The organism is Nocardioides astragali, from assembly GCF_024436375.1.
Classification (GTDB): Bacteria; Actinomycetota; Actinomycetes; order Propionibacteriales; family Nocardioidaceae; genus Nocardioides; species Nocardioides astragali.
Genome location: NZ_JAFMZM010000004.1, coordinates 685,928 through 712,871, shown reverse-complemented (window position 1 = coordinate 712,871; position 26,944 = coordinate 685,928). Strand labels below are relative to the sequence as shown.

General features: G+C 71.2%; 30 protein-coding genes. 15 read left to right on the top strand and 15 right to left on the bottom strand.

Translation table 11 applies throughout. The annotated features are described in order from the left end of the window. Positions 1-45 precede the first annotated feature (45 nt). Entirely contained in the window at positions 46-825 is a 780-nt protein-coding gene (locus tag J3P44_RS16750; RefSeq protein WP_255891570.1) for a 3-oxoacyl-ACP reductase, read from the top strand. Between the two features lie 13 nt (positions 826-838). Beyond that, the gene (locus J3P44_RS16745; RefSeq protein ID WP_255891569.1) at positions 839-1,558 is read left to right on the top strand and encodes a gamma-glutamyl-gamma-aminobutyrate hydrolase family protein; all 720 of its coding nucleotides are present in this window, start codon (positions 839-841) and stop codon (positions 1,556-1,558) included. Here the strand turns inward: J3P44_RS16745 and J3P44_RS16740 are convergent. Beyond that, positions 1,555-2,007 (bottom strand): VanZ family protein, encoded by a 453-nt coding sequence (locus J3P44_RS16740; protein WP_255891568.1) that lies wholly within the window; start codon positions 2,005-2,007, stop codon positions 1,555-1,557. The two genes, J3P44_RS16745 and J3P44_RS16740, sit on opposite strands and share 4 nt — an antisense overlap. A gap of 61 nt (positions 2,008-2,068) precedes the next feature. Here J3P44_RS16740 and J3P44_RS16735 point away from each other — a divergent pair, with 61 nt between their 5' ends. Both J3P44_RS16735 and J3P44_RS16730 read left to right on the top strand, forming a co-directional pair. Further along, complete coding sequence (locus J3P44_RS16735) at positions 2,069-3,769, top strand: bifunctional 3'-5' exonuclease/DNA polymerase (RefSeq protein ID WP_255891567.1); 1,701 nt, start codon at positions 2,069-2,071, stop codon at positions 3,767-3,769. Between the two features lie 4 nt (positions 3,770-3,773). Continuing rightward, entirely contained in the window at positions 3,774-3,938 is a 165-nt protein-coding gene (locus J3P44_RS16730; protein ID WP_255891566.1) for a hypothetical protein, read from the top strand. Positions 3,939-3,950: 12 nt separating this feature from the next. Here the strand turns inward: J3P44_RS16730 and J3P44_RS16725 are convergent, their stop codons facing one another. Next, the gene (locus tag J3P44_RS16725) at positions 3,951-4,172 is read right to left on the bottom strand and encodes a hypothetical protein (RefSeq protein WP_255891565.1); all 222 of its coding nucleotides are present in this window, start codon (positions 4,170-4,172) and stop codon (positions 3,951-3,953) included. A 153-nt stretch (positions 4,173-4,325) separates the two neighbouring features. On the opposite strand from J3P44_RS16725, the gene J3P44_RS16720 reads away from it, so the two are divergent. Then, the gene (locus tag J3P44_RS16720) at positions 4,326-6,035 is read left to right on the top strand and encodes a BCCT family transporter (protein ID WP_255891564.1); all 1,710 of its coding nucleotides are present in this window, start codon (positions 4,326-4,328) and stop codon (positions 6,033-6,035) included. A gap of 19 nt (positions 6,036-6,054) precedes the next feature. Beyond that, on the top strand, positions 6,055-6,636 hold the full coding sequence (locus J3P44_RS16715) for a LysR family substrate-binding domain-containing protein (protein WP_255891563.1): 582 nt from the start codon (positions 6,055-6,057) through the stop codon (positions 6,634-6,636). Positions 6,637-6,661: 25 nt separating this feature from the next. Here J3P44_RS16715 and J3P44_RS16710 read toward each other — a convergent pair whose 3' ends face one another. The 5 genes from J3P44_RS16710 to J3P44_RS16690 all read right to left on the bottom strand — a co-directional run bounded on the left by J3P44_RS16710 (position 6,662) and on the right by J3P44_RS16690 (position 10,455). Next, positions 6,662-7,048 carry a hypothetical protein gene (locus J3P44_RS16710; RefSeq protein ID WP_255891562.1) on the bottom strand — a complete coding sequence of 129 codons (387 nt, stop codon included), beginning with the start codon at positions 7,046-7,048 and terminating at the stop codon, positions 6,662-6,664. A gap of 85 nt (positions 7,049-7,133) precedes the next feature. After that, positions 7,134-7,694 carry a nucleosidase gene (locus J3P44_RS16705; RefSeq protein ID WP_255891561.1) on the bottom strand — a complete coding sequence of 187 codons (561 nt, stop codon included), beginning with the start codon at positions 7,692-7,694 and terminating at the stop codon, positions 7,134-7,136. Further along, on the bottom strand, positions 7,691-8,368 hold the full coding sequence (locus J3P44_RS16700; RefSeq protein ID WP_255891560.1) for a sulfotransferase: 678 nt from the start codon (positions 8,366-8,368) through the stop codon (positions 7,691-7,693). The genes J3P44_RS16705 and J3P44_RS16700 overlap by 4 nt, the downstream gene beginning before the upstream one ends. A 7-nt stretch (positions 8,369-8,375) precedes the next feature. Continuing rightward, complete coding sequence (locus J3P44_RS16695; protein ID WP_255891559.1) at positions 8,376-9,821, bottom strand: GuaB1 family IMP dehydrogenase-related protein; 1,446 nt, start codon at positions 9,819-9,821, stop codon at positions 8,376-8,378. A gap of 10 nt (positions 9,822-9,831) precedes the next feature. After that, complete coding sequence (locus J3P44_RS16690) at positions 9,832-10,455, bottom strand: hypothetical protein (RefSeq protein WP_255891558.1); 624 nt, start codon at positions 10,453-10,455, stop codon at positions 9,832-9,834. A 46-nt stretch (positions 10,456-10,501) separates the two neighbouring features. Between J3P44_RS16690 and J3P44_RS16685 the strand changes: the two genes are divergently transcribed. Beyond that, the gene (locus J3P44_RS16685; RefSeq protein WP_255891557.1) at positions 10,502-11,233 is read left to right on the top strand and encodes a hypothetical protein; all 732 of its coding nucleotides are present in this window, start codon (positions 10,502-10,504) and stop codon (positions 11,231-11,233) included. On the opposite strand, the gene J3P44_RS16680 is transcribed toward J3P44_RS16685, so the two are convergent. After that, on the bottom strand, positions 11,224-12,660 hold the full coding sequence (locus J3P44_RS16680; RefSeq protein ID WP_255891556.1) for a pyridoxal phosphate-dependent decarboxylase family protein: 1,437 nt from the start codon (positions 12,658-12,660) through the stop codon (positions 11,224-11,226). The genes J3P44_RS16685 and J3P44_RS16680 overlap by 10 nt on opposite strands. A 97-nt stretch (positions 12,661-12,757) precedes the next feature. On the opposite strand from J3P44_RS16680, the gene J3P44_RS16675 reads away from it, so the two are divergent. Then, a complete protein-coding gene (locus J3P44_RS16675) occupies positions 12,758-13,048 on the top strand; it encodes a YiaA/YiaB family inner membrane protein (protein ID WP_255891555.1) in 291 nt (96 codons plus the stop codon). A gap of 64 nt (positions 13,049-13,112) precedes the next feature. Here J3P44_RS16675 and J3P44_RS16670 read toward each other — a convergent pair whose 3' ends face one another. Together J3P44_RS16670 and J3P44_RS16665 are read right to left on the bottom strand one after the other, a co-directional pair. Further along, positions 13,113-14,336, bottom strand: a complete 1,224-nt coding sequence (locus J3P44_RS16670; protein WP_255891554.1) for an acyl-CoA dehydrogenase family protein — start codon at positions 14,334-14,336, stop codon at positions 13,113-13,115. Further along, entirely contained in the window at positions 14,336-15,697 is a 1,362-nt protein-coding gene (locus tag J3P44_RS16665) for an acyl-CoA dehydrogenase family protein (RefSeq protein ID WP_255891553.1), read from the bottom strand. The genes J3P44_RS16670 and J3P44_RS16665 overlap by 1 nt, the downstream gene beginning before the upstream one ends. A gap of 88 nt (positions 15,698-15,785) precedes the next feature. On the opposite strand from J3P44_RS16665, the gene def reads away from it, so the two are divergent. After that, positions 15,786-16,391: a peptide deformylase gene (gene def, locus J3P44_RS16660; protein WP_255891552.1), complete on the top strand. Its 606-nt coding sequence runs from the start codon at positions 15,786-15,788 to the stop codon at positions 16,389-16,391. An 8-nt stretch (positions 16,392-16,399) separates the two neighbouring features. After that, positions 16,400-17,194 carry a TrmH family RNA methyltransferase gene (locus J3P44_RS16655; RefSeq protein ID WP_255891551.1) on the top strand — a complete coding sequence of 265 codons (795 nt, stop codon included), beginning with the start codon at positions 16,400-16,402 and terminating at the stop codon, positions 17,192-17,194. A gap of 22 nt (positions 17,195-17,216) precedes the next feature. Here J3P44_RS16655 and J3P44_RS16650 read toward each other — a convergent pair whose 3' ends face one another. Together J3P44_RS16650 and cobA are read right to left on the bottom strand one after the other, a co-directional pair. After that, entirely contained in the window at positions 17,217-18,020 is an 804-nt protein-coding gene (locus tag J3P44_RS16650; RefSeq protein ID WP_255891639.1) for a TrmH family RNA methyltransferase, read from the bottom strand. Between the two features lies 1 nt (position 18,021). Then, positions 18,022-19,287 carry a uroporphyrinogen-III C-methyltransferase gene (gene cobA / locus J3P44_RS16645; RefSeq protein WP_255891550.1) on the bottom strand — a complete coding sequence of 422 codons (1,266 nt, stop codon included), beginning with the start codon at positions 19,285-19,287 and terminating at the stop codon, positions 18,022-18,024. A 331-nt stretch (positions 19,288-19,618) separates the two neighbouring features. On the opposite strand from cobA, the gene J3P44_RS16640 reads away from it, so the two are divergent. The 4 genes from J3P44_RS16640 to J3P44_RS16625 all read left to right on the top strand — a co-directional run bounded on the left by J3P44_RS16640 (position 19,619) and on the right by J3P44_RS16625 (position 22,802). Further along, entirely contained in the window at positions 19,619-20,137 is a 519-nt protein-coding gene (locus J3P44_RS16640) for a CAP domain-containing protein (RefSeq protein WP_255891549.1), read from the top strand. 106 nt (positions 20,138-20,243) lie between these two features. Beyond that, entirely contained in the window at positions 20,244-21,041 is a 798-nt protein-coding gene (locus tag J3P44_RS16635; RefSeq protein WP_255891548.1) for an ABC transporter permease, read from the top strand. Then, positions 21,034-21,843: an ABC transporter permease gene (locus tag J3P44_RS16630; RefSeq protein ID WP_255891547.1), complete on the top strand. Its 810-nt coding sequence runs from the start codon at positions 21,034-21,036 to the stop codon at positions 21,841-21,843. Before J3P44_RS16635 ends, J3P44_RS16630 begins: the two co-directional genes overlap by 8 nt. A 5-nt stretch (positions 21,844-21,848) precedes the next feature. Then, positions 21,849-22,802, top strand: a complete 954-nt coding sequence (locus J3P44_RS16625; protein ID WP_255891546.1) for an ABC transporter ATP-binding protein — start codon at positions 21,849-21,851, stop codon at positions 22,800-22,802. Positions 22,803-22,818: 16 nt separating this feature from the next. Here J3P44_RS16625 and J3P44_RS25590 read toward each other — a convergent pair whose 3' ends face one another. Continuing rightward, positions 22,819-23,970, bottom strand: a complete 1,152-nt coding sequence (locus J3P44_RS25590) for a PP2C family protein-serine/threonine phosphatase (RefSeq protein ID WP_255891545.1) — start codon at positions 23,968-23,970, stop codon at positions 22,819-22,821. A 76-nt stretch (positions 23,971-24,046) separates the two neighbouring features. On the opposite strand from J3P44_RS25590, the gene J3P44_RS16615 reads away from it, so the two are divergent. Beyond that, the gene (locus tag J3P44_RS16615; RefSeq protein WP_255891544.1) at positions 24,047-25,087 is read left to right on the top strand and encodes an alpha/beta hydrolase; all 1,041 of its coding nucleotides are present in this window, start codon (positions 24,047-24,049) and stop codon (positions 25,085-25,087) included. On the opposite strand, the gene J3P44_RS16610 is transcribed toward J3P44_RS16615, so the two are convergent. Both J3P44_RS16610 and J3P44_RS16605 read right to left on the bottom strand, forming a co-directional pair. Continuing rightward, positions 25,031-25,792 carry a sulfite exporter TauE/SafE family protein gene (locus J3P44_RS16610; protein WP_255891543.1) on the bottom strand — a complete coding sequence of 254 codons (762 nt, stop codon included), beginning with the start codon at positions 25,790-25,792 and terminating at the stop codon, positions 25,031-25,033. The two genes, J3P44_RS16615 and J3P44_RS16610, sit on opposite strands and share 57 nt — an antisense overlap. Next, complete coding sequence (locus J3P44_RS16605; RefSeq protein ID WP_255891542.1) at positions 25,789-26,901, bottom strand: SPFH domain-containing protein; 1,113 nt, start codon at positions 26,899-26,901, stop codon at positions 25,789-25,791. Before J3P44_RS16605 ends, J3P44_RS16610 begins: the two co-directional genes overlap by 4 nt. Between the last annotated feature and the right edge of the window lie 43 nt (positions 26,902-26,944).

Genomic DNA, 26,944 nt, shown 5'->3' with positions numbered 1-26,944 from the left:
CCACCCTCATCGAGCCCCACTCACGCTTCGCGAAAGGAACCTGGCATGGCAGGACGCATCGAGGGCCGGACGGCCGTCGTCACCGGCGGTTGCAGCGGCATCGGCCTGGCGACCGTACGCCGCTTCGTCGAGGAGGGTGCCCGGGTCGTGATCGGCGACATCGACGACGCGGCCGGGGCGGCGCTCGCCGCGGAGCTGGGCGGGCCCGAGGTGGTGACCTACGTGCACGTCGACGTGACCTCCAAGGAGGAGGTCGACGCGCTGTTCCGGACCGCCAAGGACACCTACGGCTCGGTCGACATCGCTTTCAACAACGCCGGCATCTCGCCCCCGGAGGACGACTCGATCCTCGACACCGACCTCGAGGCGTGGCGACGTGTGCAGGAGGTCAACCTGACCAGCGTCTACCTCTGCTGCAAGGCCGCCCTGCCCTACATGCTCGAGCAGAAGCGCGGCTCGATCATCAACACCGCCTCGTTCGTCGCGGTGATGGGCGCGGCCACCTCCCAGATCTCGTACTCCGCCTCCAAGGGCGGCGTGCTGTCGATGTCGCGCGAGCTCGGGGTGCAGTTCGCGCGGGAGGGTGTGCGGGTCAACGCCCTGTGCCCGGGCCCGGTCAACACGCCGTTGCTCAAGGAGCTGTTCGCCAGCGACGCCGAGCGCGCCGCCCGGCGCCTGGTCCACGTGCCCATGGGCCGGTTCGGGGAGCCCGAGGAGATGGCCAACGCGGTGCTGTTCCTCGCCTCCGACGAGTCGAGCTTCATGACCGCCAACACCTTCCTCGTCGACGGCGGCATCTCTGGCGCCTACGTCACGCCGCTCTGATGCGGGAGGCGCCATGGATGCTCCTGTCGTCGGGCTGACGACCTACCGCCAGCAGGCCATGTGGGGAGTGTGGGACGCCCGCGCCGACCTGCTTCCCACGGAGTACGCCGTGGCGCTGGAGGCTGCGGGCGGCGTACCCCTGCTGCTTCCTCCGGTCTCCCTGCCCGTCGCCGCTGAGCGGCTGGTGTCGCGGATCGACGCGCTCGTCGTCTCCGGTGGCGCCGACGTCGACCCCGGGAGGTACGGCGCCCAGCCACACCCGAGGACGACGGGATGGCAGCCCGACCGCGACGACTGGGAGCTCGCGCTGCTCACGGCTGCCGCGCAGGCCCAGCTGCCGGTGCTGGGAATCTGCCGCGGCATGCAGCTGATGGCCGTGCACGCCGGCGGCACGCTCGACCAGCACACCCCCGACCTCGTCGGGCACGAGACGCACTCCCCCGGCGGCGACACCTACGGCGCGGTCGCGGTGGACACAGAGGCGGGCTCCAGGCTCGCCGGGCTCGTCGGAGCCCGGCTCGAGGTCAGCTGCCACCACCACCAGTCCGTGGCCACCCACCCGGGCTTCACGGCCGTCGCCCGCGCCGCCGACGGGACCGTCGAGGCGATCGAGGCGAGTGGCGAGCGCTTCTGCCTCGCGGTGCAGTGGCATCCGGAGATCCGCGTCGAGATCGGGCTGATGGCCGGCCTGGTGGAGGCGGCCCGGACGCACGCCCGTCGGTCGGCGCGCTAGGCGGGCGCTCGCACGCGGCGACGCCGGAGGGTGGCGGGCATCGTCAGGACCAGCGCCAGGGCGACCCCGAGGAACATGCCGATCGAGTTGGCGGCGACGTCGCGCGGGTCGGGGACCCGGCCCGGGATCGAGCGCTGGACGTTCTCGATCATCGAGGTCAGCACGATGCCCGCGGCCAGCGCCACCCACCACCCACGCGTGCCGAAGAGGAGCAGCAGGAAGACCCCCAGCGGCACGAAGAGCCCGATGTTGGCCAGGAACTCGACGCGCTCGACGCTGAGGCGGGTGGTGAGCGGGTCGAGGTCGGGATAGCGCTGCAGCCGGTCGAGGACCCGCGCCGCCCACCACGAGTAGTCGGGCTGCTCCGAGCCCGGGGTCAGCGTGACCAGGCCGACGAAGCCCAGGTAGAGGACGGTCAGCAGGCTCAGGAAGGGATGTCGGTGCAGCACGCCCCCATCATCCGGGTGGGGCAAGGCGGGAGCTGTCGGTTCCGTCGGGGAGGCTGTCCCCATGTCCCGCGTCCTGCTCTCCCGGCTGCCGGACGACCGCGTGCGGGTCGTGGACGGCGGTGCGGAGCAGGTCGTCGCGATCACCGACCTCCCGGCCTACGTCCGCGAGAGGGAGACAGACCCGTCCGGGCCCCCGCGCTGGGTGTGGGACGACACGGCCCGCTGGTATGCACCGCTGCTCGCTGCGGGGGTCAGGGTCTCGCGCTGCCACGACCTGCGGCTGTGCCACCACCTGCTGCGCCGGGCGCCCGCGGTCGATGGCGGACTGCTGGCAGGCGAGCAGTCGGACCTCTGGGACCGCCTTCGACCTGCGGTCCCGACCGAGCCGGCACTCTTCAGCGCCGACGACACCGCCGAGCACCTGCGGGCCGATCTGGAGGACGCCCGGCAGCTGGCTGCGATCGCGGCCTCCGCCGAGCCCACCCGACTAGGCCTGCTGGTGGCCGCCGAGTCTGCCGGCGCGCTCGCCGCTGCCGAGATGACGTACGCGGGTGTGCCGTGGCGGGTCGACGTGCACGAGCGCCTGCTCGCCGACCTGCTGGGGCCGAGGCCACCGCGCGGCGGGCGACCCCGGGTGCTGGAGGAGCTCATGGACGAGATCCGGCGGCTCCTCGACTCCCCCGGCCTCAACCCCGACTCGCAGCCCGAGCTGCTGATCGCGCTCCGTCGGGCAGGCGTCGAGGTGAAGGACACCCGCCGGTCGACCTTGCGCGCGGTCGACCACCCGGCGATCGAGCCGCTCGTGCGCTACCGGCGGCTCGCGCACCTCTTCCAGACCAACGGCTGGGCGTGGATCGACCAGTGGGTCAGCGATGGTCGCTTCCGGCCGTCCTACCAGCCTGCCGGGTCCACGACCGGGCGCTGGTCCTCCAACGGCGGTGGTGCCCTGTCCTTCCCCGTGCAGGTCCGCTCCGCGGCCGTCGCGGACGAGGGTTGGGTGCTCGTCGTCGCCGACGTCGCCCAGCTCGAACCACGCGTGCTCGCGGGCATGAGCAGCGACCAGGCGCTGGCCCGCGCGGCGCGCGGCGCGGACCTCTACCAAGGCATGGTCGACGACGGAGCCGTCGCCACCCGCCAGGACGCCAAGCTCGGCCTGCTCGGTGCGATGTACGGGGCGACGAGCGGTGAGAGCGGCCGGATGGTGGCCGGGCTGACCCGGCGCTACCCGGAGGCGTTCGGCCTCGTCGAGGACGCAGCCCGTGCCGGCGAGCGCGGTCAGGTCGTACGCACCCTGCTCGGTCGCGGCTGTCCGGCCCTCGGCGGCTCGTGGGACGAGTCGCCCGAGGCGCCGCCTGTCGACCTCGAGGGCCAGGACCGGCACCGGCGCGCCTACGGGAGGTTCACCCGCAACTTCGTCGTGCAGGGCACCGGCGCCGAGTGGGCACTGTGCTGGATCGCCGACCTGCGCAACCGGCTCTGGCGTCTCGTGGACGCGGGACCCCTCGACGCCCGGCCGCACCTGGTCTTCTTCCTGCACGACGAGGTGGTCGTCCACGCACCGGCGGAGCTGGCGGATGCCGTCGCCACGGAGGTGACCGCAGCAGCCTCGACCGCCGGCGAGCTGCTCTTCCGCGACCTGGCCATCGACTTCCCGCTCACGATCTCGGTGGTGCAGTCCTACGCCGACGCCGGCAAGCCCGGCACCACCGGGGCCGCCGACCCCGACTCCTCTGGTCCGGAGCACCCCTCCGACCTATCGTGAGGAGATGAGCGAAGGAGCGCAGGACCCAGCCGAGCCGGACCTCACCGAGATGTTCGACGCGGGTGCCGGACCCGGGTTGGTGTGCCGGGTCTGCGGATCGGTCATCGCCGACACGGGCGACTACCCGCGCGCCCACTGGGACTGGCACGAGGCGTCCAACGGCGCCTGACCGCTTCGAGCCTCAGGCCCCTTGTCCGAGCGGCTCGATCTCGCCACGTTCGACGAGGTCCTCCAGCGCCAGCCGGCACCCTGACTGCCACCGGCCGTCGTCGTCCTGGAACGAGACCACAGCCTCTCCCGCACACTCTCCGGCCGCGGAGCTGCCGTGGTGGGAGCAGCGCCCCTGGGCTGCCTCGGAGCCAGACTCGTGGAGCTCCGGATCGAATGTCTGCGACGGACGCATGCGGCGTACCTCCTCGTCGTTGGCGTCGTCCTGCTGCCCACGGTCCCACCTCGACGCGTCGCGCGACTCACCCCTGTGGGCCTTGTCTCATCCTGAGCGGGTAGACGTACTCCCGGTTTGCTCGACACCGAGATTCTTTGGTCTGGTCGAGGAATGGCCACCGGCATCGAACACCCCCGCGACCTGCCCACACCTGACGAGATCCACCCCGCCCTCGACGCGGCGCTCCAGCCCGCCGCCCCCGGCGAACGGGGCCTCGACAAGCTCGTCTTCGGAGTCACCGCCCTCGCGAGCCTCGCGTTCCTCGGGTGGGGCTTCGTCAGCACCGGCACCCTCGCCGACGCCTCCGCGAGCGGGCTCGCCTGGACCATGGACAAGGCCGGCTGGCTGTTCGTGCTCACCTCGAGCACCTTCGTCGTGTTCGTGATCTGGCTGGCGCTGGGCAAGTTCGGCAACATCCCGCTCGGCCGCGACGACGAGGAGCCCGAGTTCCGCACCATCTCCTGGGTCGCGATGATGTTCAGCGCCGGTATGGGCATCGGCCTGATGTTCTACGGCGTCAGCGAGCCGATCACCCACTTCGTCACCCCGCCGCCCGGGACCGGTGCAGCCGGCAACCCCGAGGCGGCGCAGAACGCCATGGCGACCACGATGTTCCACTGGACGCTGCACCCGTGGGCGATCTATGCCGTGGTCGGCCTCGCGGTGGCGTACGGCGTCTACCGCAAAGGCCGGCTCCAGCTGATCAGCGCGGCCTTCGAGCCCGTCCTCGGCCGCCATGCCCACGGCCTGGGCGGCCGGGCGATCGACATGTTCGCGATCTTCGCGACCCTCTTCGGCTCCGCGACCTCGCTCGGGCTCGGCGCGCTGCAGATCGAGTCCGGCCTGCAGATCGTCGCGGGCCTCGGCCACACCGGCAACGCCGTCCTGGTCGGCATCATCGCCGTCCTCACCGCCGCCTTCGTGCTCTCCGCGGTCTCCGGCGTGGCCAAGGGCATCCAGTGGCTCTCCAACATCAACATGGTGCTCGCCCTGGCGCTGGCGCTGTTCGTGTTCGTCGTGGGGCCGACCGTGTTCATCCTCAACCTGGTGCCGACCTCCATCGGCAGCTATGTCGGTGACCTCCCGATGATGGCTGCGCGGACCGCGGCCGAGGGTTCGGAGACCCGGGACTGGCTGTCGACGTGGACCGTCTTCTACTGGGCCTGGTGGCTGTCGTGGACGCCCTTCGTCGGCATGTTCATCGCCCGCATCTCCCGCGGCCGCACCATCCGCCAGTTCGTGACCGGCGTGCTCCTGGTGCCGAGCATGGTCAGCGTGGCCTGGTTCTGCATCTTCGGCGGCGCCGCCATCGACCTGCAGAAGCACGGCACGGACATCGCCGGTGCCGGAGGGCTCGAGAACCAGCTCTTCAGCACCCTCGAGGCCTATCCGCTCGCCACCGTCTCCAGCGTGGTGGTGATGGTCCTGGTGGGCATCTTCTTCATCTCAGGCGCCGACGCGGCCTCGATCGTGATGGGGTCGCTGTCCGAGCGCGGCACGATCCACCCGAGCCGCCCCACCGTCATCTTCTGGGGTGTCGCCACCGGTGCCGTCGCCGCGGTGATGCTCCTCGTGGGCGGTGAGGACGCGCTCAGCGGGCTGCAGACGATCACGGTGATCGCGGCACTCCCCTTCGTCCTGATCATGGTCGGCCTGGCCGTCGCGCTGGTGAAGGACCTGGCCCAGGACCCGCTGGTGCTGCGACGCCAGTACGCGCTCGACGTGGTCGAGGCCGCGGTCATCACCGGTGTCACCGAGCACGGCGACGACTTCGTCCTGTCGGTCGAGAGCGCGCACGTCGAGAAGGACCCCGTGGTGTGACCCCTCTAGGTTTGCTCCCATGAGCAGACCGCTGCGCATCGGCTTCGTGACCGGCGCGACCCCCGACAAGTGGGCGAGGAACTGGCGCGACCAGCGCAGCGAGCCGTTGGAGCTCGTGCCGGTGACCGAGGCCGAGCAGCTCGACGGCATCCGCGACGGCACCCTCGACATGGCCCTGGTCCGGCTGCCCGTCGACCAGGACGGGCTGCACTGCGTTCGGCTCTACGACGAGGTCCAGCTCGCGGTCGCTTCCCGCGAGCACGTGCTGGCGGCCGCGGACGACGAGGTCACCACCGCGGACCTCGTCGACGAGCAGCTCGTACGTCCCCACCCGAGCGGCTGGCAGCCCACGGCCGAGCAGCTCGACTGGCCGCCCATGACCGAGCAGGAGGCGATAGAGACGGTCGCCGCCGGGACGGGCATCGTGATCCTGCCGATGTCGGTCGCGCGCCTGCACCAGCGCAAGGACGTGGTGACCCGCGTCGTGTCCGACCTCGAGCCCACCACGATCGCCCTCGTGTGGCGCATCGAGCGCGACGACGAGGTGACCCAGACGTTCGTCGGCGTGACGAAGGGGCGGACGGCGCGGTCCTCGCGGTAGCCGCGTACGGACCTCGCTGTCCGACTCACTCCTGGATGCCGTGCCCGGTTCGACCCAAGCGCTCGCGACTCAGGTACCGGACCGGCTTGCCGAGCGACTCCGCGTAGGCGATCTCCCGTCGCGTTGACTCACCGACATAGCCACCGGGATCCACGATGTACACCTCGTCAGCCATGCGGATCTTCTGGAAGTGCACGACGCCGAGCCGCCCCTTCAGGTCCGAGCTGTCGGCTGTCCAGTCGTAGTCCGGCAGGTCGGGGAGGCTGAACATCCCGAGGCTGATCACGACGCAACCATCCATCGTGAGCCGCTGGTTGACCTCCGCGAACTCGGCCTCGAACTTCGTCGAGCCGCAGAGCGTGATGACCTTGGCCTCGCTGCCGCCCGACTGCGGCGTCTGCTCGTTCTCCACGAGGTTCATTGTCTGTGCGCAGGGAGAGGAGTCCCCCGCCGCCCCCGGATCCACTCGCAGCCGGACCACCGACGACGACGGGCGCTCACCCGCGCGAGAGCGCGTTCTCCTCCAGCCACTCCCCCAGCGCGACCGCCGAGGCCTCGACCAGGCTCGGCCAGTCGAGCGCCGACTCGTCGGCGGCGTCGGAGACGTGCTTGACCAGCCGCACCGGCACCCCGGCCTCCCGGGCCGCCCAGGCGACGGCGTACCCCTCCATGTCGACCAGGTGCGCCCGCTCCGCCAGGGCGTCGCGGATGACGGGGTTGCTGACGAAGACGTCGCCGGTCGCCAGCACCACCTCGCTCGGGCCGACCTCCAGGCGCTCCTGCGGGTCGTAGCCGAGCGAGCGGATCACGTCGGCGCTGATGTCGTGGTTGAGCACGACGCCCGGCTCGAAGAGCCCGGACAGCCCGGGACGAAGGGCCCCGGCGGTGCCGATGTTGAGCACCGTGAGGCCCGCGGTGTCGTCGTACGACGCCAGGGCGCGCGCCGTCGCCGCGGCGGCCGCGGTCTTGCCGAGACCGGTGATCACGAGCGGAAGGTCGGACGGCACGTGGGCGGCCTCGGCCACCGTCGCCGCGACGACGAGGAGCCGGCAGCTCACGCCTGCTCGTCCTCGCGGTGCAGTCCCCTGCGCGAGTGGGGGGTGGCCAGCACGTCGTGGATCCTGTCCTGGTCGTAGGGCTCCCCGAGCCAGTAGAAGAGGCCGCGGAGCACCTCCGCGTCGGCGACGTAGTCGTCGTAGTGGACGCGGTAGACGGCGTCGCCCAGGCCTTCAGCGGCGCTCAGCATCCGTTCCTCGATCCGCTGCACGCGCCCCAGCGGGTCGTCCTTGTGCGTCCAGAAGTTGCTGGCCGCGACGTCCTCGAGGTTGCGCGTGTTGAGCACGAAGCGCGCGCCGGGGAACACCTGCTGCAGGAAGTCGAGGTAGTCGGGCAGGTCCTCGTCGTACCACCGGATCTCCTTGTAGCCGCTGACCCGGGTGTCGTCCTCGGGGCGCAGCAGGGTCGCCTCGGCGAGCGCGCGGATGTGCTGCAGGGAGGCCACCTCGGGGAAGCCCTGGATCCCGAACCACGGATGCGTCGGCTGGCTCGCCCGACGGGCGTCCACCCGCGCCCTCTCCGCCAGCCCACTGCGGTGGAACTCGTAGAGGTGCCGCATCGCGTGGCGGTTCTCGCCCCGCAGCAGCCAGCCGGGGATCGAGTTGAGGATGCCCATCAGCAGCGTCGACCCCGACCGGCCGTAGGTCATCACGAAGACGTGGCGTAGGTCCGTCACGCCCGGCTCACCAGGACTTCTCGATCGGTCGGCCCTCGTGGAACCCGGCCGCGGACTGGACGCCCACCACCGCGCGCTCGTGGAACTCGGTCAGGTCCTTGGCCCCGGCATAGGTGCACGACGACCGCACGCCCGAGCAGATCTGGTCGATCAGGTCCTCCACGCCGGGGCGGTCGGGATCGAGGTACATCCGGGAGGAGGAGATGCCCTCCTCGTAGAGGCCCTTCCGGGCCCGGTCGTACGACGACTCGCCGGAGGTGCGGTTGGCGACGGCGCGCGCGGAGGCCATCCCGAAGGACACCTTGAAGGGGCGGCCGTCGGCGTCGAGCATGAGGTCGCCGGGCGACTCGTGGGTGCCGGCGAACCAGGACCCGATCATCACCGACGAGGCGCCTGCCGCGAGCGCGAGCGCGACGTCGCGCGGGTGGCGTACCCCGCCGTCTGCCCACACATGCTTGCCGAGCTCGCGGGCGGCCGTCGCACACTCGAGGACGGCGGAGAACTGCGGGCGTCCGACGCCGGTCATCATCCGCGTCGTGCACATCGCACCCGGGCCCACGCCGACCTTGACGATGTCGGCCCCGGCCTCGATGAGGGCGCGGGTGCCCTCGGCGGAGACCACGTTGCCCGCCGCGATCGGGACCGTGGGCGACAGCGCTCGCACCGCCTGCAGCGCCTGGACCATCCGGTCCTGGTGACCGTGGGCGGTGTCCACGACGAGGCAGTCGACGCCGGCGCGGAACAGCTGCGCCGCCCGGTCCGCCACGTCACCGTTCACCCCGACCGCCGCCGCGATGCGGAGCCCGCCGTTCGCGTCGCGAGCCGGGCTGTAGAGCGTCGCGCGCAGGGCGCCCAACCTGGTCAGCACGCCCACGAGCTCGCCGGAGTCGGAGACCGCTACGGCCAACGGCGCCTTGGCGCGCTCGATGGCGTCGTACACCTCTCGCGGATCGGTGCTTGCGGACACGGTCACCACGGCGGGGTTCATCACGGCCGAGGCCTGCGCGAAGCGATCCACGTCGGCGCAGTCGTCCTCGGAGACCACGCCGACCGGCCGGCCGTCCTGGACGACCACGGCGGCGCGGTGGGCCCGCTTGGGGATCAGCGAGAGCGCCTCGGCCACGGTCTGGTCGGGGCGGAGCTCGATCGGGGTGTCGAAGACGTGGTGGCGCTGCTTGACCCACGCGACCACGTCGGCCACGACCGGGATCGGGATGTCCTGCGGGATGACGGTGATGCCGCCGCGCCGGGCCACGGTCTCGGCCATCCGCTTGCCGGCGATGGCCGTCATGTTGGCCACCACCAGCGGCAGGGTCGCGCCCGTCCCGTCGGAGGTGGACAGGTCCACGTCGTAGCGACTCGCCACGGACGAGGAGCGCGGCACCATGAAGACGTCGTCGTAGGTCAGGTCGTGACCGGGAGTCGCCCCTGACTCGGAGTGGAGGAACTGCACCGGCGGCACTCTACGCGGCGCTGCGAGGCATCTTCTTCGGCCGCAGGCCGACGTCCGCGAGCTCGAGGGCGGCCAGGCGTCGTACGACCTCCGGATCGCGTGCGCGCCACGCTCCGGCCGGGTCGTCGCTCACCTTGGCTAGCACGCGCATCGGCTGGTGGGTGAGTGCGCGGAGGGCGAACAGGTCGAGGTCCTCGTGGGCATCGATGAACTTCGCGCCGGCGGTGGCCTCCCGGATGAAGCGCCATCGCAGCGGAAGATGGATGGCCGCGACGATCAGGATCGGGATCAGCGCCACCGAGAGCCCGAGCAGCAGCGCGAGGCGCTCGACGGCCTCGACGGTGTCGCGCCCCGCCGCAGCGATCCCGTCGGAGGCGTCCGCGGCCCTGTCGAAGGGCACGGCCAGCTCGTCCCCGACGAGCGGCGCGTCGCCGAGCCTGCCACCTGCGTCACGGAACTGCTCGGCCATCGACGTGGCCGCAGAGTCCGTCTGCCGCGCCGGTCCGGCGAGCTGGAGCGTCCCGTCATGGACGGCCATGCCGATCCAGACCCACAGCACCAGCCAGGCCACGAAGAGGAGGTCGGCGAGCACCTGGACGGTTCGACGGACGGGCGTGTCGGCGAAGAGCTTCATGAGCCACACTGTCGCGCATGCGCACACTCGGGGGAACGACGTGAAGGTGACTGCGCCCACCGGTCGCACTTACTCGGTGCGGCGTCGCTGGCTGCCGTGGCGGCAACGCATCCCGGTCGACGCCGAGCTCCTCGTGACGTGCCTGGCCGCCTTGGAGCTGGTGGTGAGGACCGTGCTCACCCCGCCGGTGCTCGTGCTGCGCATGCTCCGCCTGATGCCTTGGGAGGTCGAGGTACGAGACGTCGGCGCGCGGCCGGCGGCGGCACTCTTGTCGTCCGAGCGGGTCCTCGGCTGGGGTCCGTCCCGCGCCCGGCTCCGCACGCTGGCCCGGGACCTGGAACGGCAGCACATCGACCCCGCGGCATCCGGCTTCCGTGTCGTTGTCACCCGCGACTCGGTGGCGATGGGAGACGACGCCGCGGACAAGACCCGGGTCCTCAAGCTCGACGACCGGACGGCCCACCCCACGCTCGGGACCCTCGTCAGCACGCTCAGGGACCAGGGTCGCTGGGTGTCGACGACGGGGTCCGCGACCACGTGGGTCCTGCGCGACAGCGACGAGCGCAACCGCCACGGCCGCCCGGTTGCCGTCTTCGTCCTCGACACAGGCCGTCGGAGGATCGACGTCCATCCGGTCGGGGACCTGTCGTCCCGCGTCGCCCGCGACGGTCGGTTCCACCTCGAGTACCTCCTGTCGCAGAGCGTGGAGCGAACGATGCAGCTGATCGCCGCGGACCCGGGCGGGCGGCGCTCCCTGCGCGAGGATCGTCAGGCCTGAGTGGCCGCCTCCTGCAGCGCCCGCCAGGCGCGGTCGACGTCGTGCCGGGTCGTCCGCCAGCTGCCGACGGCGAGCCTGATCGCGGCGCGACCGTTGACGGTGGTGTGGCTCAGGTACGCCTCGCCGGACGCGTTGACCGCCTCCATCGCGGCCAGGGTCTGTTCGTCGCCCGCCCGGAGCCGGAACACCACGAGCGAGAGGACCGGCTCGGTGACCAGCTCGAACCGGTCGTCGGCGGCGACCAGGTCGGCCACGTGCCCGGCCAGGGCGATGCCGCTGCGGATGTGCTCGCGCAGGCCGGACAGGCCGTAGGTGCGCAGCACCGCCCACAGCTTCACCGCGCGGAAGCGCCGCCCGAGCTGGGGGTGCCAGTCGCGGTAGTCGACGACCTCGCCGGACTCGGTCGCGGCGTTGCGGAGGTATTCCGGCAGGATCGACAGGGCACCGGTCAGCGCGTCCCGGTCGCGCACCCAGAAGGTGCTGCAGTCGAAGGTCGTGAGCAGCCACTTGTGCGGGTTGGTGACGAACGAGTCGGCGGCCTCCACCCCGGCCAGGTGCTCGCGGTGCTCGGGGCAGACCGCGGCGACGCCCGCCCAGGCGGCGTCGACGTGCAGCCACACGCCCCGCTCCCGGACCACCTCCGCGACCGCGGCGAGGTCGTCCATCGCACCGGTGGAGGTGCTGCCTGCGGCGACGTGCACCATGACCGGTCGCCGGCCCGCCTCGACGTCCTCGACGATCGCGTCGCGCAACGCGTCGACATCGATCGCCTGTGTCGCGGGGTCGACGTCGATAGTGCGGACGGCGTCCTCGCCGAGACCCGCCATCATGGCCGCCTTGACCAGCGAGGAGTGCGCCTGCGTCGAGCCGTAGACGCGCCACTGCGCGTCGCCGACACCCCCGACCCGGGCCTCGCCCCCGCTGGCGCGGTGCAGGGCGGAGAGCAGAGCGGTGAAGGTCGCGGTCGAGGCGGTGTCCTGGATGACGCCGCCTCCGGGACCGTCGCTGCGGAATGCCGCGGGCAGGCCGAGCGCGTCGGCGAACCAGTCCAGGACCACCTGCTCGACCTCGGTGACGGCCGGGCTGGTCGCCCAGATCATCCCCTGCGCACCGATGCCGCTGGAGAGCAGGTCGCCGAGGATCGCGGCCGGCGAGGAGTTGGCCGGGAAGTAGGCGAAGAAGCGCGGGTGCTGCCAGTGCGTGAGACCAGGCACGACGATGCGGTCGAGGTCGTCGAGAAGCGCCTCGAACGGCTCGCCATCCTCTGGCGCCGTCGCGGGAAGCTGTCGTCGTACGTCGCCCGGCGCGACCTGGGCGCGCACCGGCAGCTCGTCGAGCGAGGCCCAGTAGTCGGCGATCCAGTCGATGGCGGCGTGCCCGTGACGACGGAACTCCTCGGGCGTCATGTGGGCGGCGTGCTCGTCCATGGCCCGAACGTACCGGTGCCGGTTGGGTCGGCGTACTCAGCACGGGTCGGGTAGTCCGACAGGTCCCAACGGCGCCGGATCGAGCGAGTCTTGGCCCATGAACCCGACCCTCGCCTCCACCGCCAAGAACACCACCGCCTTCGCCGCCCAAGCCGCGATCTCCTTCGGCGCCGCGCTCTTCGCGATGCTCGTCGCCATCTACTTCATGGATGCCGACCCGTGGATCAAGGGGTTCCTCGCCCTCGGCACCCTCTACCTGACGACCTCGACCTTCACGCTCGCCAAGGTCGTGCGCGACATGCAGGAGGACAGCACCACGGTCCACCGACTCGACCAGGCCCGTCTCGACAAGCTCCTCGCCCAGCACGACCCCTACAAGTCCGCCTGACCGCCAGCCGCGAAAGCCCCCTCCCGGAGTCCGGGAGGGGGCTTCGTCGTGCGTGCGGGTCAGCTCACTTGAGCTCGGAGCTCGTCAGTCCCAGGATCCGCCGGGCCACGATCAGCTGCTGGATCTGCTGGGTGCCCTCGAAGATGTCGAGGATCTTGGAGTCGCGCGCCCACTTCTCCAGGAGCTCGGCCTCGCTGTAGCCGAGCGTGCCGCACAGCTGGACGCACGACAGCGTCACGTCGGAGCCGACCCGTCCGGCCTTCGCCTTGGCCATCGAGGCCTCCAGCGAGTTGGGCAGGCGGTTGTCGGCCATCCAGGCCGCCTGCATCATCAGCAGCTTGGCGCCCTCCCAGTCGGCCTCCAGCTGCAGGAACTTCGCGGCAGCGGCACTCTGGTTCTGTGCGGGGCGGTCGTAGTCGATGCCGACGCCGGCCTGCTCGAGCAGGTCGCGGGTCAGGTCGAGGGACGCGCGGGCACAGCCCACCGCCATCGCGGCCACCAGCGGGCGGGTGTTGTCGAACGTCGCCATCGCCCCGGCGAACCCGGACCTGGTGTCGATCTCGGGCGAGCCGAGCAGGTCCTCGGCAGGCACCCGGCAGTCGGTGAACGTGATGACGGCGGTGTCGGAGGCCCGGATCCCGAGCTTGTGCTCCAGCCGCTCGACCTTGAGGCCGGGGTTGTCCTTGCGCACCAGGAACGACTTGATGGCCGCCCGCCCCAGCGACCTGTCGAGGGTGGCCCACACCACGACGCTGTCGGCTCGGTCGCCGGAGGTGACGAAGATCTTCTCGCCGTTGAGGACGTACTCGTCGCCGTCCTGGACGGCGGTCGTGGTGATGTTGGCCGAGTCCGAGCCGATGGCCGGCTCCGTGATCGCCATCGCCGCCCACGTGCCCCTGTAGCGCTCGAGCTGCTCCTCGTTGGCCACCGACGCGATCGCGGAGTTGCCGAGGCCCTGGCGCGGCATCGACAACAAGAGGGCAGTGTCGCCCCAGCACATCTCGGCGACGGAGAGCACGGAGGCCAGGTTGGCGCCGTTGCGGACCTTCCCGGCGGCGCCCGTCTCCTCGGCCCGCTCGTCACGTCGTACGCCGCCCGCACCTGCGCCGCCGGTCGCACCCGTCTCGGACACACCGTCGATCAGCGCGGCGAGCATGTCGAGCTCCTTGGGGTACTCGTGCTCGGCGCGGTCGTACCTGCGCGAGATGGGTCGCAGCATGTTCATCGCCAGCTGGTGGGCCTGGTCGACCAGCGCCGCCTGCTTCTTGGGGGTCTCGAGGTTGATCATCAGACCATCACCGCGCCTTCCATCAGTCCGACGGCCCGCAGGTCGCGGTACCACCGCTCCACCGGGTGTTCCTTGACGAAGCCGTGCCCGCCGAGCAGCTGCACGCCGTCGAGGCCGATCTTCATGCCCTTCTCGGTGCACAGCTGGCGGGCCAGCGCGACCTCGCGGGCGAAGTCCTGGCCGCGGGTGGCGCGTGAGGCGGCCTTCCAGGTCACCAGGCGCATGGCCTGCACCTCGATCGCGATGTCGGCGACCATGAAGGCGACGGACTGGCGGTGGCTGATCGGCTCGCCGAACGCCTGCCGCTCGTTGACGTAGCCGGTGACGTAGTTGAGGACCGCCTGGCCGGTGCCGACAGCGAGCGCGCACCACGCGAGTCGCGAGAGACGTACGCACTCGGTGTAGGCAGCACCGTCGGTGTCGCCGAGCAGGGCGTCCGCACCGACGCGTACGCCCGCGAGGTGCAGGCGGGACAGGCCCGCCGCGCGGACCCCCATCGACGGGTCGGCCTCGACCTCGAGCCCCTCGGCCCCGGACTCGACGAGGAAGAGCGCGGGGGTCCCGTCGAGCCGGGCGGCGACGACGAAGAGCTCGGCATCGGCCCCGCGGACGACGGCGGACTTCACGCCGTCGAGCACGAAGCCGTCGCCGTCTCGCAGGGCCGTGGTCGCGAGGGTGAACGGGTCGAAGAGGACGGTGGGCTCGGCGATGGTCAGCGCCGCTGCCGGGACGTCAGTGCCGGTGAAGGCGGGGAGATAGGTGCGCTGTTGAACGTCGGTGCCCCAGAGGCCGATCGCGGTCGCAACGGCGCCCGGAGCCAGCGCCGCGACGGCGAGCCCCATGTCGCCCTTGGCGAGGGCCTCCGCGACGAGCGTGCCGGCCATCGCGGAGCGCTCCTCCATGATCCCGCCGAGCGACTCGGGAACGCCGAGACCGGGGAGCCCGATCTCCTGGGCCGCAGCGAGGACCTCCTCGGGAGCCGCGCACGACTCGTTGGCCGCGGATGCGGCCGGGCGCAGCATCTCGGTGGCCAGCTCCTGCGCGACGTCGACGAGCATGCTCTCGTCCTCGGTCGGCGTGAGGTCGAAGACGCCGCTCGAGGGCGCGCTCGCCGGCCGCTCGCCCGCGGTGCGGCTGCCGGCGCGGGCGAACGTGCGCCCGGCCGCGGTGGCAGCCCGGAACCCGTTGCGCGTGGTGGAGTAGACGGCCTGCTCGGCCTGCTTGCGCAGGCCGACGCGGTCGATGAGGTCACTCTGCGCCAGCCGGTTGACGGCGGCGACGGCGAAGCCGATGGGGTCGCGGGTCTCGCGTGACGACAACCCGTGGCGACCTCCCGGCCGGAGGTTGTTCATGAAGGACATGACCCAAATGTAACTACGAGTTACACCTTTGGCCAGCGGCCTCCCCGTGGTGCCCGTCACCCTCACGCTCCTCGCTAGGATCCACCGCATGCCAGTCGACGACCCGACCGACGTCCGCGCGCCCCACGGTCCTCTCCCCGAGGGTGGCACGGTCCGCGCGATCACACGGTGGGGCGCGCCCGTCATGCACCGCCCCCAGCAGGCGGTCACGACGTACGACGACGCGCTGCGGGCACTCGCCGCGGACATGGTCGCGACCATGTACGCCGCCGACGGCGTCGGCCTGGCGGCCTGCCAGATCGGCGATGACGTGGCCATGTTCGTCTTCGACTGCCCCGACGACGAGGGCCGCCGCACCGTCGGAGTCGTGTGCAACCCCGTGCTGACGTTGCCCGAGGGCCGCGACCGGCGCCTCGAGGACGACGAGGAGGGCTGTCTCTCCTACCCCGGGTCCTACGAGCCGTGCCCTCGACCGGACTGGGCACGAGTGGAGGGACAGGGACTGGATGGCGAGCCGGTGACCTTCGAGGGCGACGGCCTGCTCGCACGATGCCTGCAGCACGAGACCGACCACACGCTCGGCACGGTCTTCGGCGACCGGCTGTCGTCGAAGTCCCGCAAGCGGCTGGGCAAGAAGCACGACGCGGCCGCCGAGGACTACCCGCTCACCTGGCCCGCCGACGCGAGCTCCTGAGGCTGATCATGTCCGACCTCAGGATCACCCGGGAGAACGCGCGCTTCCAGCAGTGGGAGGCACTGCTCACCAACCGCTCCAAGCGCCACCGCAACCGGGAGTTCCTCGTGCAGGGCGTACGGCCCATGACCCGGGCGATCGAGGAGGGCTGGACGATCCGAGCCCTGCTGCGAGCGGACGGGAGCTCGTCGACCTGGGCCGACGACGTGTGGGCGCGCACCCACGCCGAGCGCGTCCTGCTCTCCCCCGAGCTGCACTCCCGGCTGAGCGGCAGGGACGAGGGCGCCGAGCTGGTCGCCGTCGTCGAGATGCCCGAGGACGGGGTGTCCCGGCTGGCGGAGTCGGCGCGACCACACGGACCGATCGTGGTCTTCGACCGGCCGACGAGTCCGGGCAACATCGGCACGCTGGCGCGATCAGCCGACGCGTTCGGCGCCTCGGCGCTCGTGATCACCGGGCACGCGGCCGACCCCTACGACCCCCAGGCCGTACGCGCGAGCACCGGGTCGCTGTTCGCCCTCACCGTGCTGAGGGTGCCCGGTCCGGGGCCGGTCGTCGAGCACGCCCACGCACACGGGTACCGGATCGTCGGCACCGACGAGGAGGGCAGCGACGTGGGCGGGGTGGACCTGTCCGGCCGCCTGCTCGTCGTCGTCGGCAACGAGACGTCCGGCCTGGCGGCCGGGTGGCGCGCCGTGTGCGACGAGATCGTCAGCATCCCGATGGTCGGCACCGCGTCGTCGCTCAACGCCGCGGTGGCGGGCTCGATCGTGCTGCACGAGGCGCTGCGGCAGCGGGTCTGACCGGTCCCCGACCGCGCCGCGCTCAGCGGTGGGCCGCCACGTAGCAGGCCACTGCGCTCGCGGCCGCGACGTTCAGCGAGTCGATGCCCGCACGCATCGCGATGGTCGCCCGCCGGTCGGCCGATGCCTCCCATCGCGACGACAACCCGTGTCCCTCGGACCCGAGCACGAGGGCGAGGCGGTCGACGCCGGCGACCGCCTCCTCGATCGGCACCGAGTCGGGGGAGAGCGTGAGGGCGACGGTGGTGAAGCCGCGGCGCGAGAGGTCGGGCAGTGCGTCGTACCAGTCCGGGAGGCGGGTCCACGGCGTCGTGAAGACGGCACCCATCCCGACCTTGATGGAGCGCCTGTAGAGCGGGTCCGCGCAGCGCGGTGCGAGGAGGACGGCGTCGAAGCCGAGTGCGGCGCCCGAGCGGAACACTGCGCCGACGTTGGTGTGGTCGACGAGGTCCTCGAGCACGAGGACCGATCGCGCCCCGGCGAGCACGTCGTCGACGTCGGGAAGCTGGCGGCGGTGCAGCGACGCGAGTGCGCCACGGTGCACGTGGAAGCCGGTGACCTGCTCGATCAGCGGCTCCGACATGACGTAGCAGGGCCCAGTGCTGCGGGCGAGCACGTCGTCGAGGCCCTCGAGCCATCGCGGCGCCATCAGGAACGACCGCGCCTCGTAGCCGGCCTCGACAGCACGGCGCACCACCTTCTCCCCCTCGGCGAGGAAGAGTCCGTGCTCGGCCTCGAGGCTCTTGCGCAGCTCGACGTCGCGCAGGTCGCGGTAGTCGGCCAGCCGGGAGTCGTCGGGGTCGGAGATCTCGACGCGCTGGGAGATGTCAGCCACGCCCCTGTCCACGATCTGCATAGTGTGCCGGACGCGCCACGGCCACCACCTCACCGATCACGATGATCGCCGGCGGCACCACCTCGTGGGCGGCCAGGTCGTCGGCCAGCGACCCCAGCGTGGTCAGCACGGTGCGCTCCGTCGGCATGGTGCCGTCGGCGATGACCGCGACAGGCGTCTCGGCCGAGCGGCCCCCGGCCAGCAGCGTCGTCGCGATCGCGGGCGCGTTGTCGACGGCCATCAGCAGGACCAAGGTGCCCCGCAGCTGGGCCACGGCGTCCCAGGCCACGAGGGACTCGGGGTGTCCCGGCGGGAGGTGGCCGGAGATGACGGTGAACTCGTGGGCGACACCACGGTGCGTGACGGGGATACCGACCAGCGCGGGAACGGCGATGGCCGAGGTCAGGCCGGGTATGACGGTGACCGGTACGTCCGCCGCCGCGCAGGCCAGGAGCTCCTCGAAGCCCCTGCCGAAGACGAAGTTGTCACCGCCCTTGAAGCGGACCACGCGCTTGCCGGCGCGAGCGCGGTCGATGATCACCTCGTTGATGTGGTCCTGGGAGGCCGACCGGCCCCGCGGCAGCTTGGCGACGTCGATCAGCTCCACGTGGGCACCCAGCTCGTCGAGCAGCTCCCGGGGTGCGAGCCGGTCGGCGACGACGACGTCGGCGGAGGCCAGCGCGTGCCGCGCGGCGACGGTCACCAGCTCCGGCTCCCCCGGGCCCCCGCCCACCAGGACCACCCCCGGAGTGCGGTCATGGGCATCGGTCGACGCAAGGTGGCCGTCGCGCAGGGCGGTGACGATGTCGTCGCGGAGCGCCGCTGACTTGCGTGGCTCACGGTTGCCCAGGACGCCGACGGTGACGCTGCCGTGGTGCCCCACTGCGGGGGTCCACGCGGAGCCTCCCCGGGCGTCGTCGCTGCGGACGCAGAAGGTGTGGCGGCTCTCGGCCGCGGCGGCCACCCGCGCGTTCACGTCCGGGTCGTCCGTCGCGGCGACGACGTACCAGGCGCCCTCGAGGTCGGTCTCGGTGAAGTCGCGCAGCACCAGCGTCAGCTCGCCGGCCAGGCCCTCGAGCGCCGGGGTGACCTCCGGACTCACCAGGGTCACGTCTGCGCCTGCGGCAAGGAGGCTCGGCACGCGGCGCTGGGCCACGTGGCCGCCCCCGACGACGACCACCTTGCGACCGGCCAGCACCAGGCCGGCCAGGTAGGGGTGGGCCTCGGTCGAGAGCGTGGGGGAACCGGTGGCGGTCATGGTGCATTGTCTCTGGCCGACTCGACGGGCCGGTGACCCCGTTCGAGGAATGAGCACCGAGCGCCGCTGACGCCGCTCGGATCCCGCGGTCCAGACCACACAGCCGTTTTTTGTCGTTTCCTTCATGGAGAAACCGTCAAGCGGTTTTGATCTCAGCAGACGATCTCCCGATCTTCGGGCCCGAACGTTGACGATCTCTACGTGAGTCGTCGGCCAGTAATGCGATAACTGGACGTCATGCACACCTCTAGGGATACTCTCAAGGCCGAATCACCAAGATTTCGTCAAGATTCGCTCAACTCCCGAACGCGGATCTTCCTGGAGGAACCCCGTGCCCCGCTCCCGAACCCTCTCCCTGCTGGCGTCCGCTGTCGTCGCCGCGGTCGTCATGTGCGGCGTCCCCGCAGCCGCCCAGGCCACGACGTGGCCCGTGCCCACGGCCCTGGACACCGCCAAGGACGTCACCGAGCTGACCAGCGACGACCTCGAGGACGCGCTGATGGTCGAGATCAACAAGGCCCGCGCCGCCCATGGCCTCCGGAAGATCTGGAACTTCGACGCCTGCACCGACGACCTCGCCGAGCGATGGGGCGACCGCATCGCCCGCACCGGTCTCTTCGAGCACCGCGACCAGAGCGAGGTCATCCGCAAGTGCAACAACTCGTGGGCCGGCGAGACGCTCGTCCGCGGTACGGGCCTGACCCCGAAGGACATGGTCGACCTGTGGCTCGACTCCCCCGGTCACCGCGAGATCCTGCTGAGCCCCCGCGCCCGACGCGCCGGCGTCGCGATCACCGAGGACCCACAAGGCCGCAGGATCGGCGTCGTCAACCTGGTCCGCCACAACTGAGCCAGCAACCCGCCCACTGCAAGGTGCACCGCACAGCGCAAGTGTGAGACGATCCCCGGCCCCATCGTGGGTGGGCCGGGGATCGTTCTCATGTGGGGGGAAACGGATGCTGCACGTCGCCGTCGCGAGGCGCGCCTTCCGCCGCTACTCCACCTATCGGGCGGCCACCGTCGCCGGGATCTTCACCAACTCGGTCTTCGGGATCATCTACTCGTTCGCCTACCTCGCGCTCTGGAGGCAGAACCCCGACGCGGGAGGGTACGACGCCGCGGACGCGGTCACCTACGTGTGGCTGGGTCAGGCGCTCCTCATGACCGTGGCGCTCTGGGGAGGCGGCACCACCGACGACCTCGCCGAGCGGATCCGCAACGGTGACGTGGCCATCGACCTCTACCGCCCGGTCGGCCTGGTGGGGTGGTACCTCGCCGGCGACCTGGGCCGCGCCCTCTACCACTTCCTCACCCGAGGGCTCGCCCCGACGGTGATCGGCATCGTGCTCTTCGACATCTCGCTGCCCCCCTCGCCCACCGCTGCTCTCGGGTTCCTCCTGAGCATTCCCCTCGCCGTCACGGTGAGCTTCGCGCTGCGCTTCCTCGTCGCCTCGACGGCGTTCTGGCTCCTCGACGCGACGGGTGCCCGGATCCTGAGCGGCGCCCTCGCCCTCTTCTTCAGCGGTATGGCGCTCCCCCTCGTGCTGTTCCCCGGGTGGCTGGGCACCCTGGCCGAGGCGCTGCCGTTCTCGGCGATGATCCAGGTCCCCAACGACATCTGGCTCGGCCGGCACACCGGGCTCGAGCTCGGTAGCGCACTGGCGTTCCAGGCCGGGTGGGCACTCGCCCTGCTCGCGACCTGCGGGCTGGTGCTGCGGCTGGCCACGCGCAAGGTGGTGGTCCAGGGTGGCTGACCGGCTCTGGCGCCCTGTCGCCTGCTACGGCGACATGGTGCGGCTCTGGATCCGGGCCGAGCTCTCCTACCCCGCGTCCTTCGCGATGCTCGTGGTCGGCAGCATGATGATCAACGCGCTCGACTTCGTGGCCATCGCGATCATGTTCTCCAGCATCGACACCCTCGGCGGGTTCGGCCTTCGCGAGATCGCCCTGCTCTACGGCGCCACCGGCGTGGGCATCGGGGTGGCGGACACCGCGATCGGCAGCGTCGAGCGCATCGGCGAGTTCGTCCGCACCGGCCGGCTGGACCAGATGCTGACCAAGCCGGTGCCCCTGCTGGTGCAGGTGTGCTCCGACCGCTTCACCCTGCGCCGACTCGGTCGCATCACCCAGGCGTCCGTGGTGCTGGTGTGGGCCCTGCCGATCGTCGACTGGACGCCCACCCGGGTCCTCGTCGCCGTCGTGATGCTGCTCAGCTCGAGCGCGCTCTTCTTCGGCCTGTTCGTGCTCTTCAGCTGCGTGCAGTTCTGGACCACCGACGCCAGCGAGTTCGCCAACGCGTTCACCTACGGTGGCAACACCCTCACCCAGTACCCGCTGACGGTCTTCCCCCGCGAGGTCGCGCTGGCGCTGACCTTCGTGCTGCCGATCGCCTTCGTCAACTGGTACCCCTGCCTCTACCTCCTGGGCCGATCCGACCCCAACGGGTTGCCCGACTGGCTCCAGTTCTGCTCGCCGCTCGCTGCCGCCGCGGTGATCACCGTCGCCCTGCTCGTCTGGCGCACCGGGGTGCGCCGCTACACCTCCACCGGGAGCTGAGGACCATGCCGCTGATCGACGTCGCCGGGCTCGAGCGCACGTTCGTCGTACGCCGCCGCGCCGGGTTCATGCGCCGCAGCAAGTCCGTGGTGCGGGCGGTCCAGGACCTGACCTTCTCGATCGAGGCGGGCGAGATGGTCGGCTACATCGGTCCCAACGGCGCCGGGAAGTCGACGACGATCAAGATGCTCACCGGCATCCTCGTGCCGACCTCCGGCGAGCTCCGGGTCGCCGGACTCGAGCCCAGCCGGCAGCGCACCGACCTCGCCCGGCGCATCGGCGTCGTCTTCGGGCAGCGGACCACGCTGTGGTGGGACCTGCCGCTGCGGGACTCCTTCGAGCTGCTGCAGAAGATCTACCGCGTCCCCGACCAGCGCTTCCGCGAGAACCTCGACCGTTTCGTGGAGCTGCTCGACCTCGGGGACCAGCTCGACACCCCCGTGCGCCAGCTCAGCCTCGGCCAGCGCATGCGCGGAGACATCACCGCGGCCCTCCTGCACGACCCGGAGATCCTCTACCTCGACGAGCCCACCATCGGCCTCGACGTGGTGAGCAAGGGTCGCCTGCGCGAATTCTTGCGCGCCCTCAACGCCGAACGCGGCACCACGCTCCTGCTCACCACCCACGACCTCCAGGACATCGAGGCCCTGTGCGACAGGGTGATCGTGATCGACCACGGCACGTCCGTCTACGACGGAACGCTGGCCGGCCTGCACGCCCAGGGCGGGTCCACCCGAACCCTCGTCGTCGACCTGGTCGACACCGGTCCGCCCATCGACGTACCCGGGGCAGAGGTCCGCAAGGTCGAGGGACCCCGCCAGTGGCTCTCCTTCCCGGCCGACGCGAGCGCCGCTCCCCTCGTCGCGGCGGTGGCGTCGGCGTACGACGTGGCCGACCTCTCCATCCAGGAGCCCGACATCGAGGACGTCATCCGCGAGCTCTACTCGCACGGCGCCTGACAGGGGACGCCGGACCTCAGCCCGACAGCCCTCGGGAGCGCTCGGAGTCGATCTCGGGCGAGGTGAGCGGCTGACGCTCGAGGACGAGCATCGCCCGGTCGTCGTCGCCGCGCGGGACCTTCTTGAGGACCCGCCTCGGCATGCCGGTGAAGCCACGTGCGTCCACTGCCCGCAGCGCCACGTCACGCAGCCAGTCGATGCCGTCGTCGATGTCGCGCCCGGACGTCTCGATGACCCCGTCGGTGTAGAACATCAGCGCCTCGCCCGGACGGAGCCGGCCGCGGCTGGGGGTGAAGTCGGCCTCGGCGATCACACCGAGCGCCATCCCGCGTGCGTTGTCCACGGACCAGCCACGCTCACCGAGGTGCCAGTGGAGCGCGGGCGGGTGCCCCGCGCTGGTGATCGTGTAGTCCCCCGTGACCAGGTCGACCTTGAGGTGGACCGCCGTGGCCAGGGACTCGTCGGACTCCTGGCGCAGCAGGAACATGTTGGCCGCCGACATCAGCTCGGCAGGGGGCAGGGCACCGATCAGCCCTCCGAGGGCGCCGGCGAACTGCAGCGCCTGCGGGCCGACCGAGGTGCCCTTGCCGCAGACGTCGACCAGCGCCATCTCCAGCCAGCGGCCGTCGCGCAGGTCGGCGACCAGGAAGTCGCCGGCGTAGCCGGGACCGTTGGCCGTGATGGTCGCGGACTGCGAGCGCCACCCCGTGGGCAGCGGCGGGACGACCCCCTGGCGCTGCAGCCGGTCGCGCAGCTCGGTGAGCACCGCCTCGCTCAACGCCATCGGCAGGCCGGAGCGCTGCCGGCTGGCCTGATAGAGCGCGAGCGCCACCGCCACGCAGAAGATCGCCAGGGCCAGGTTCTTGTTGCCCCGCGCGAAGCTGGTGTCGATCGACGTCCAGGTGGCGGCTGCCGCGAGCACGACGACCAGCAGGACCAGCGGCACGAAGCGCAGCAGCATCGTGCCGAGCATCAAGAAGAGCAGCCAGAGGGCCACCGGCAGCACGATCTTGGCCAGGTATCCCAAGCCGACGGCGAGGCCGACGAGGGACACCAGGACCAGCAGCAGGAAGGCCTGGCTGCCCCGGGAGCCCGTCCGCCACCCTTCGATGCGCTGCTGGATGTAGGTGGACAGCCCCCTGAGGACGGTCCCCAGCGCGGTGGACACCGGCAAAGGGTAGGCCGACGCGGCCCGACGCCGAGGCGGAACCCTGAAATAGCCGCGGGGTCGATAGTCTCCCGACATGCCTTCGCTGCCGCTGCAGGCCGACGTGCTCGGACCTGACTACCGGGTGGAGACGATCTCCCTTCCGCCCGACAGCGAGGGCTCGGTCGTGGCGACCCTGGTCACGCTCCAGGCGGAGCGCCCGACGGGGCGCGCGGTGCTCCACGTGCACGGGTTCGCCGACTACTTCTTCCACACCGAGTACGCCCGGTGGTGGGCCGACCGGGGCTACACGTTCTACGCGATCGACCTGCGCAAGTACGGGCGGTCGCTGCGCGATCACCAGACGCCCCACTACGTCGCCGACCTCCGGGAGTACTTCGCGGAGATCGACCTCGCCTGGTGGCGGATCACCCGGCGCGACGGGCACCGGGAGGTCGTCGCGTCCGGCCACTCCACGGGTGGCCTCACGCTCCCGCTGTGGGCCCACGAGCGCCGGCCTTCGGAGCTGGTCGCGATGGTGCTGAACTCACCGTGGTTCGACATGCAGGGCTCCGCGTGGCTGCGCAGTCCCGCCGCCCGGGTCGCGATCGAGCGCCTCGGCACCAGGCGTCCGCTCCAGGAGATCCCTCGCAAGATCAGCGGCGTCTACGGTCGCTCGCTGCACCGCGAGCACGGCGGGGAGTGGGACTACGACCTGGGGTGGAAGCCGCTGGAGTCCCGGCCGGTCTACGTCGGCTGGCTGAGGGCCGTACGCCGGGGTCACGCGCAGCTCCACGCCGGCCTGGACGTCCCGTGCCCGACTCTGGTGCTGTCCTCGGCCCGCTCCTACTTCGCCGACCGCCTCGACGACCACGCCCACACCCACGACATCGTGCTCGACGTCGAGCAGATCCGTCGGTGGGCCTCGTCGGTGGGGCGCCACGTCACCTCGATCGCCGTCGACGGCGCGATGCACGACGTGGTGCTGTCGAGGCCGGAGGTGCGGGCGGAGGCCTACGCCGCGATCCAGACGTGGATGGACGCCTGGGTGCGACCGACGACGTCGACCACGGGGCACGGCTCAGGCGAGCATGACCACCAGAGCGGTGATCCCGACCAGGGCGATGACGGCTCGTAGCAGCGTCGGCGAGAGTCGACGGCCGACGCCCGCACCGAGCTGACCACCCACGACGGACCCCAGCGCGATCAGGCCCGCGGCCGTCCAGTCGACGTCGGCCACCGCGACGAACACGGCAGCGGCGACCGCGTTGACGATCAGGGCCAGGACGTTCTTGGTGGCGGTGTGCCGCTGCATCGTGTCGGCCACGCCGATGCCGAGGATCGCCATCAGCAGGACCCCTTGGGCCGCCCCGAAGTAGCCGCCGTAGACGCCCGCGGCCGCGACCGCGGGCCACACCCACCAGACGCCGTGGTCGGGGATGCCGCCGCGCGACTCGGCGCGGGCCGCGACCGCGCGCTGGATCCGGGGTCCGAGGAGGACCAGCACGACGCCGAGCAGGATCAGGGCGGGAACGATCGCGTCGAACGCGGACGACGGCAACCACAGCAGGAGCAGCGCGCCCGCGATCCCGCCGATCAGCGAGGCAGACGCCAGGCGCACCACGCGGGAGCGCTGGCCGCCCAGCTCGCGTCGGTAGCCGACGACACCGGACAGGCTGCCAGGGACGAGGCCGACGGTGTTGCTCACGTTGGCCGTCACCGGGGGTACGCCGAACGCCAGCAGGGTCGGGAACGTGATCAGCGTTCCCGACCCCACCACGGCGTTGATGGTGCCGGCGGCCACGCCGGCGAGCGCGACCAGGACGGCTTCGAGTGGACTCACGCCCGCGGCGGCTCACCTTCGGTGGACGACTCGTCGGCCGGCGTCGGCGGGACGGTGCGGGTCGGCGTCTGGGCGACCGACTCCGCCTCCGCGATGGCCTCCTCGACGGCCTTGCTGGTGGCTCGGCCGCCAGAGGGCTGCGGCAGCTGCGGCTCCGACGGGCCCATGTCGACGCGGGTGCGCGGTGACGCCTCGCGCGGGATCCCCGCGATCTCGTGGATCGAGGAGCCGAGGCCCTCCATGGCCTTGGTGATCTCGGAGGGGATGACCCACACCTTGTTGGCGCTGCCCTCGGCGATCTTCGGCATCATCTGGAGGTACTGGTAGGCGAGCAGCGACTGGTCGGGCTGGCCGTCGTGGATCGCCTGGAAGACGGTCTGGATGGCCTGGCCCTCACCCTGGGCGCGCAGGATCGAGGCCTCGCGGTCGGCCTGGGCACGCAGGATCTGCGACTCACGGTCACCTTCGGCGTTGAGGATCTGCGACTGCTTGGAGCCCTCGGCGGTGAGGATGGCGGCCTGTCGCTGGCCCTCGGCGGTGAGGATGACGGCGCGCTTCTCGCGGTCGGCGCGCATCTGCTTCTCCATCGAGTCCTTGATGGAGGGCGGCGGGTCGATGCCCTTGAGCTCGACCCGGTTGACGCGGATGCCCCACTTGCCGGTGGCCTCGTCGAGGACACCGCGCAGGCCGGAGTTGATGGAGTCGCGGCTGGTGAGGGTCTCCTCGAGGTCCATGCCGCCGACGATGTTGCGCAGCGTCGTCATGGTCAGCTGCTCGATCGCCTGGATGTAGTTGGCGATCTCGTACGTCGCGGCGACCGGGTCGGTCACCTGGAAGTAGATGACCGTGTCGATCGAGACGACGAGGTTGTCCTCGGTGATCACCGGCTGCGGCGGGAAGCTCACGACCTGCTCGCGCAGGTCGATGAGGTAGCGCACCTTGTCGATGAACGGGACCAGGATGTTGAGGCCCGCCGGCAACGTGGACTTGTACTTCCCGAACCGCTCGACGACGGCGGCGCGTGCCTGCGGCACGATCTTCACCGTCTTGGCCAGCATGACGACGACGAAGACGATGATGAGCAGGAACAGGACCAGCAGGGCTGTCATTCGGTTCTCCCCCAGATTGTCGGACAGGTGTCGGACGGTTGTC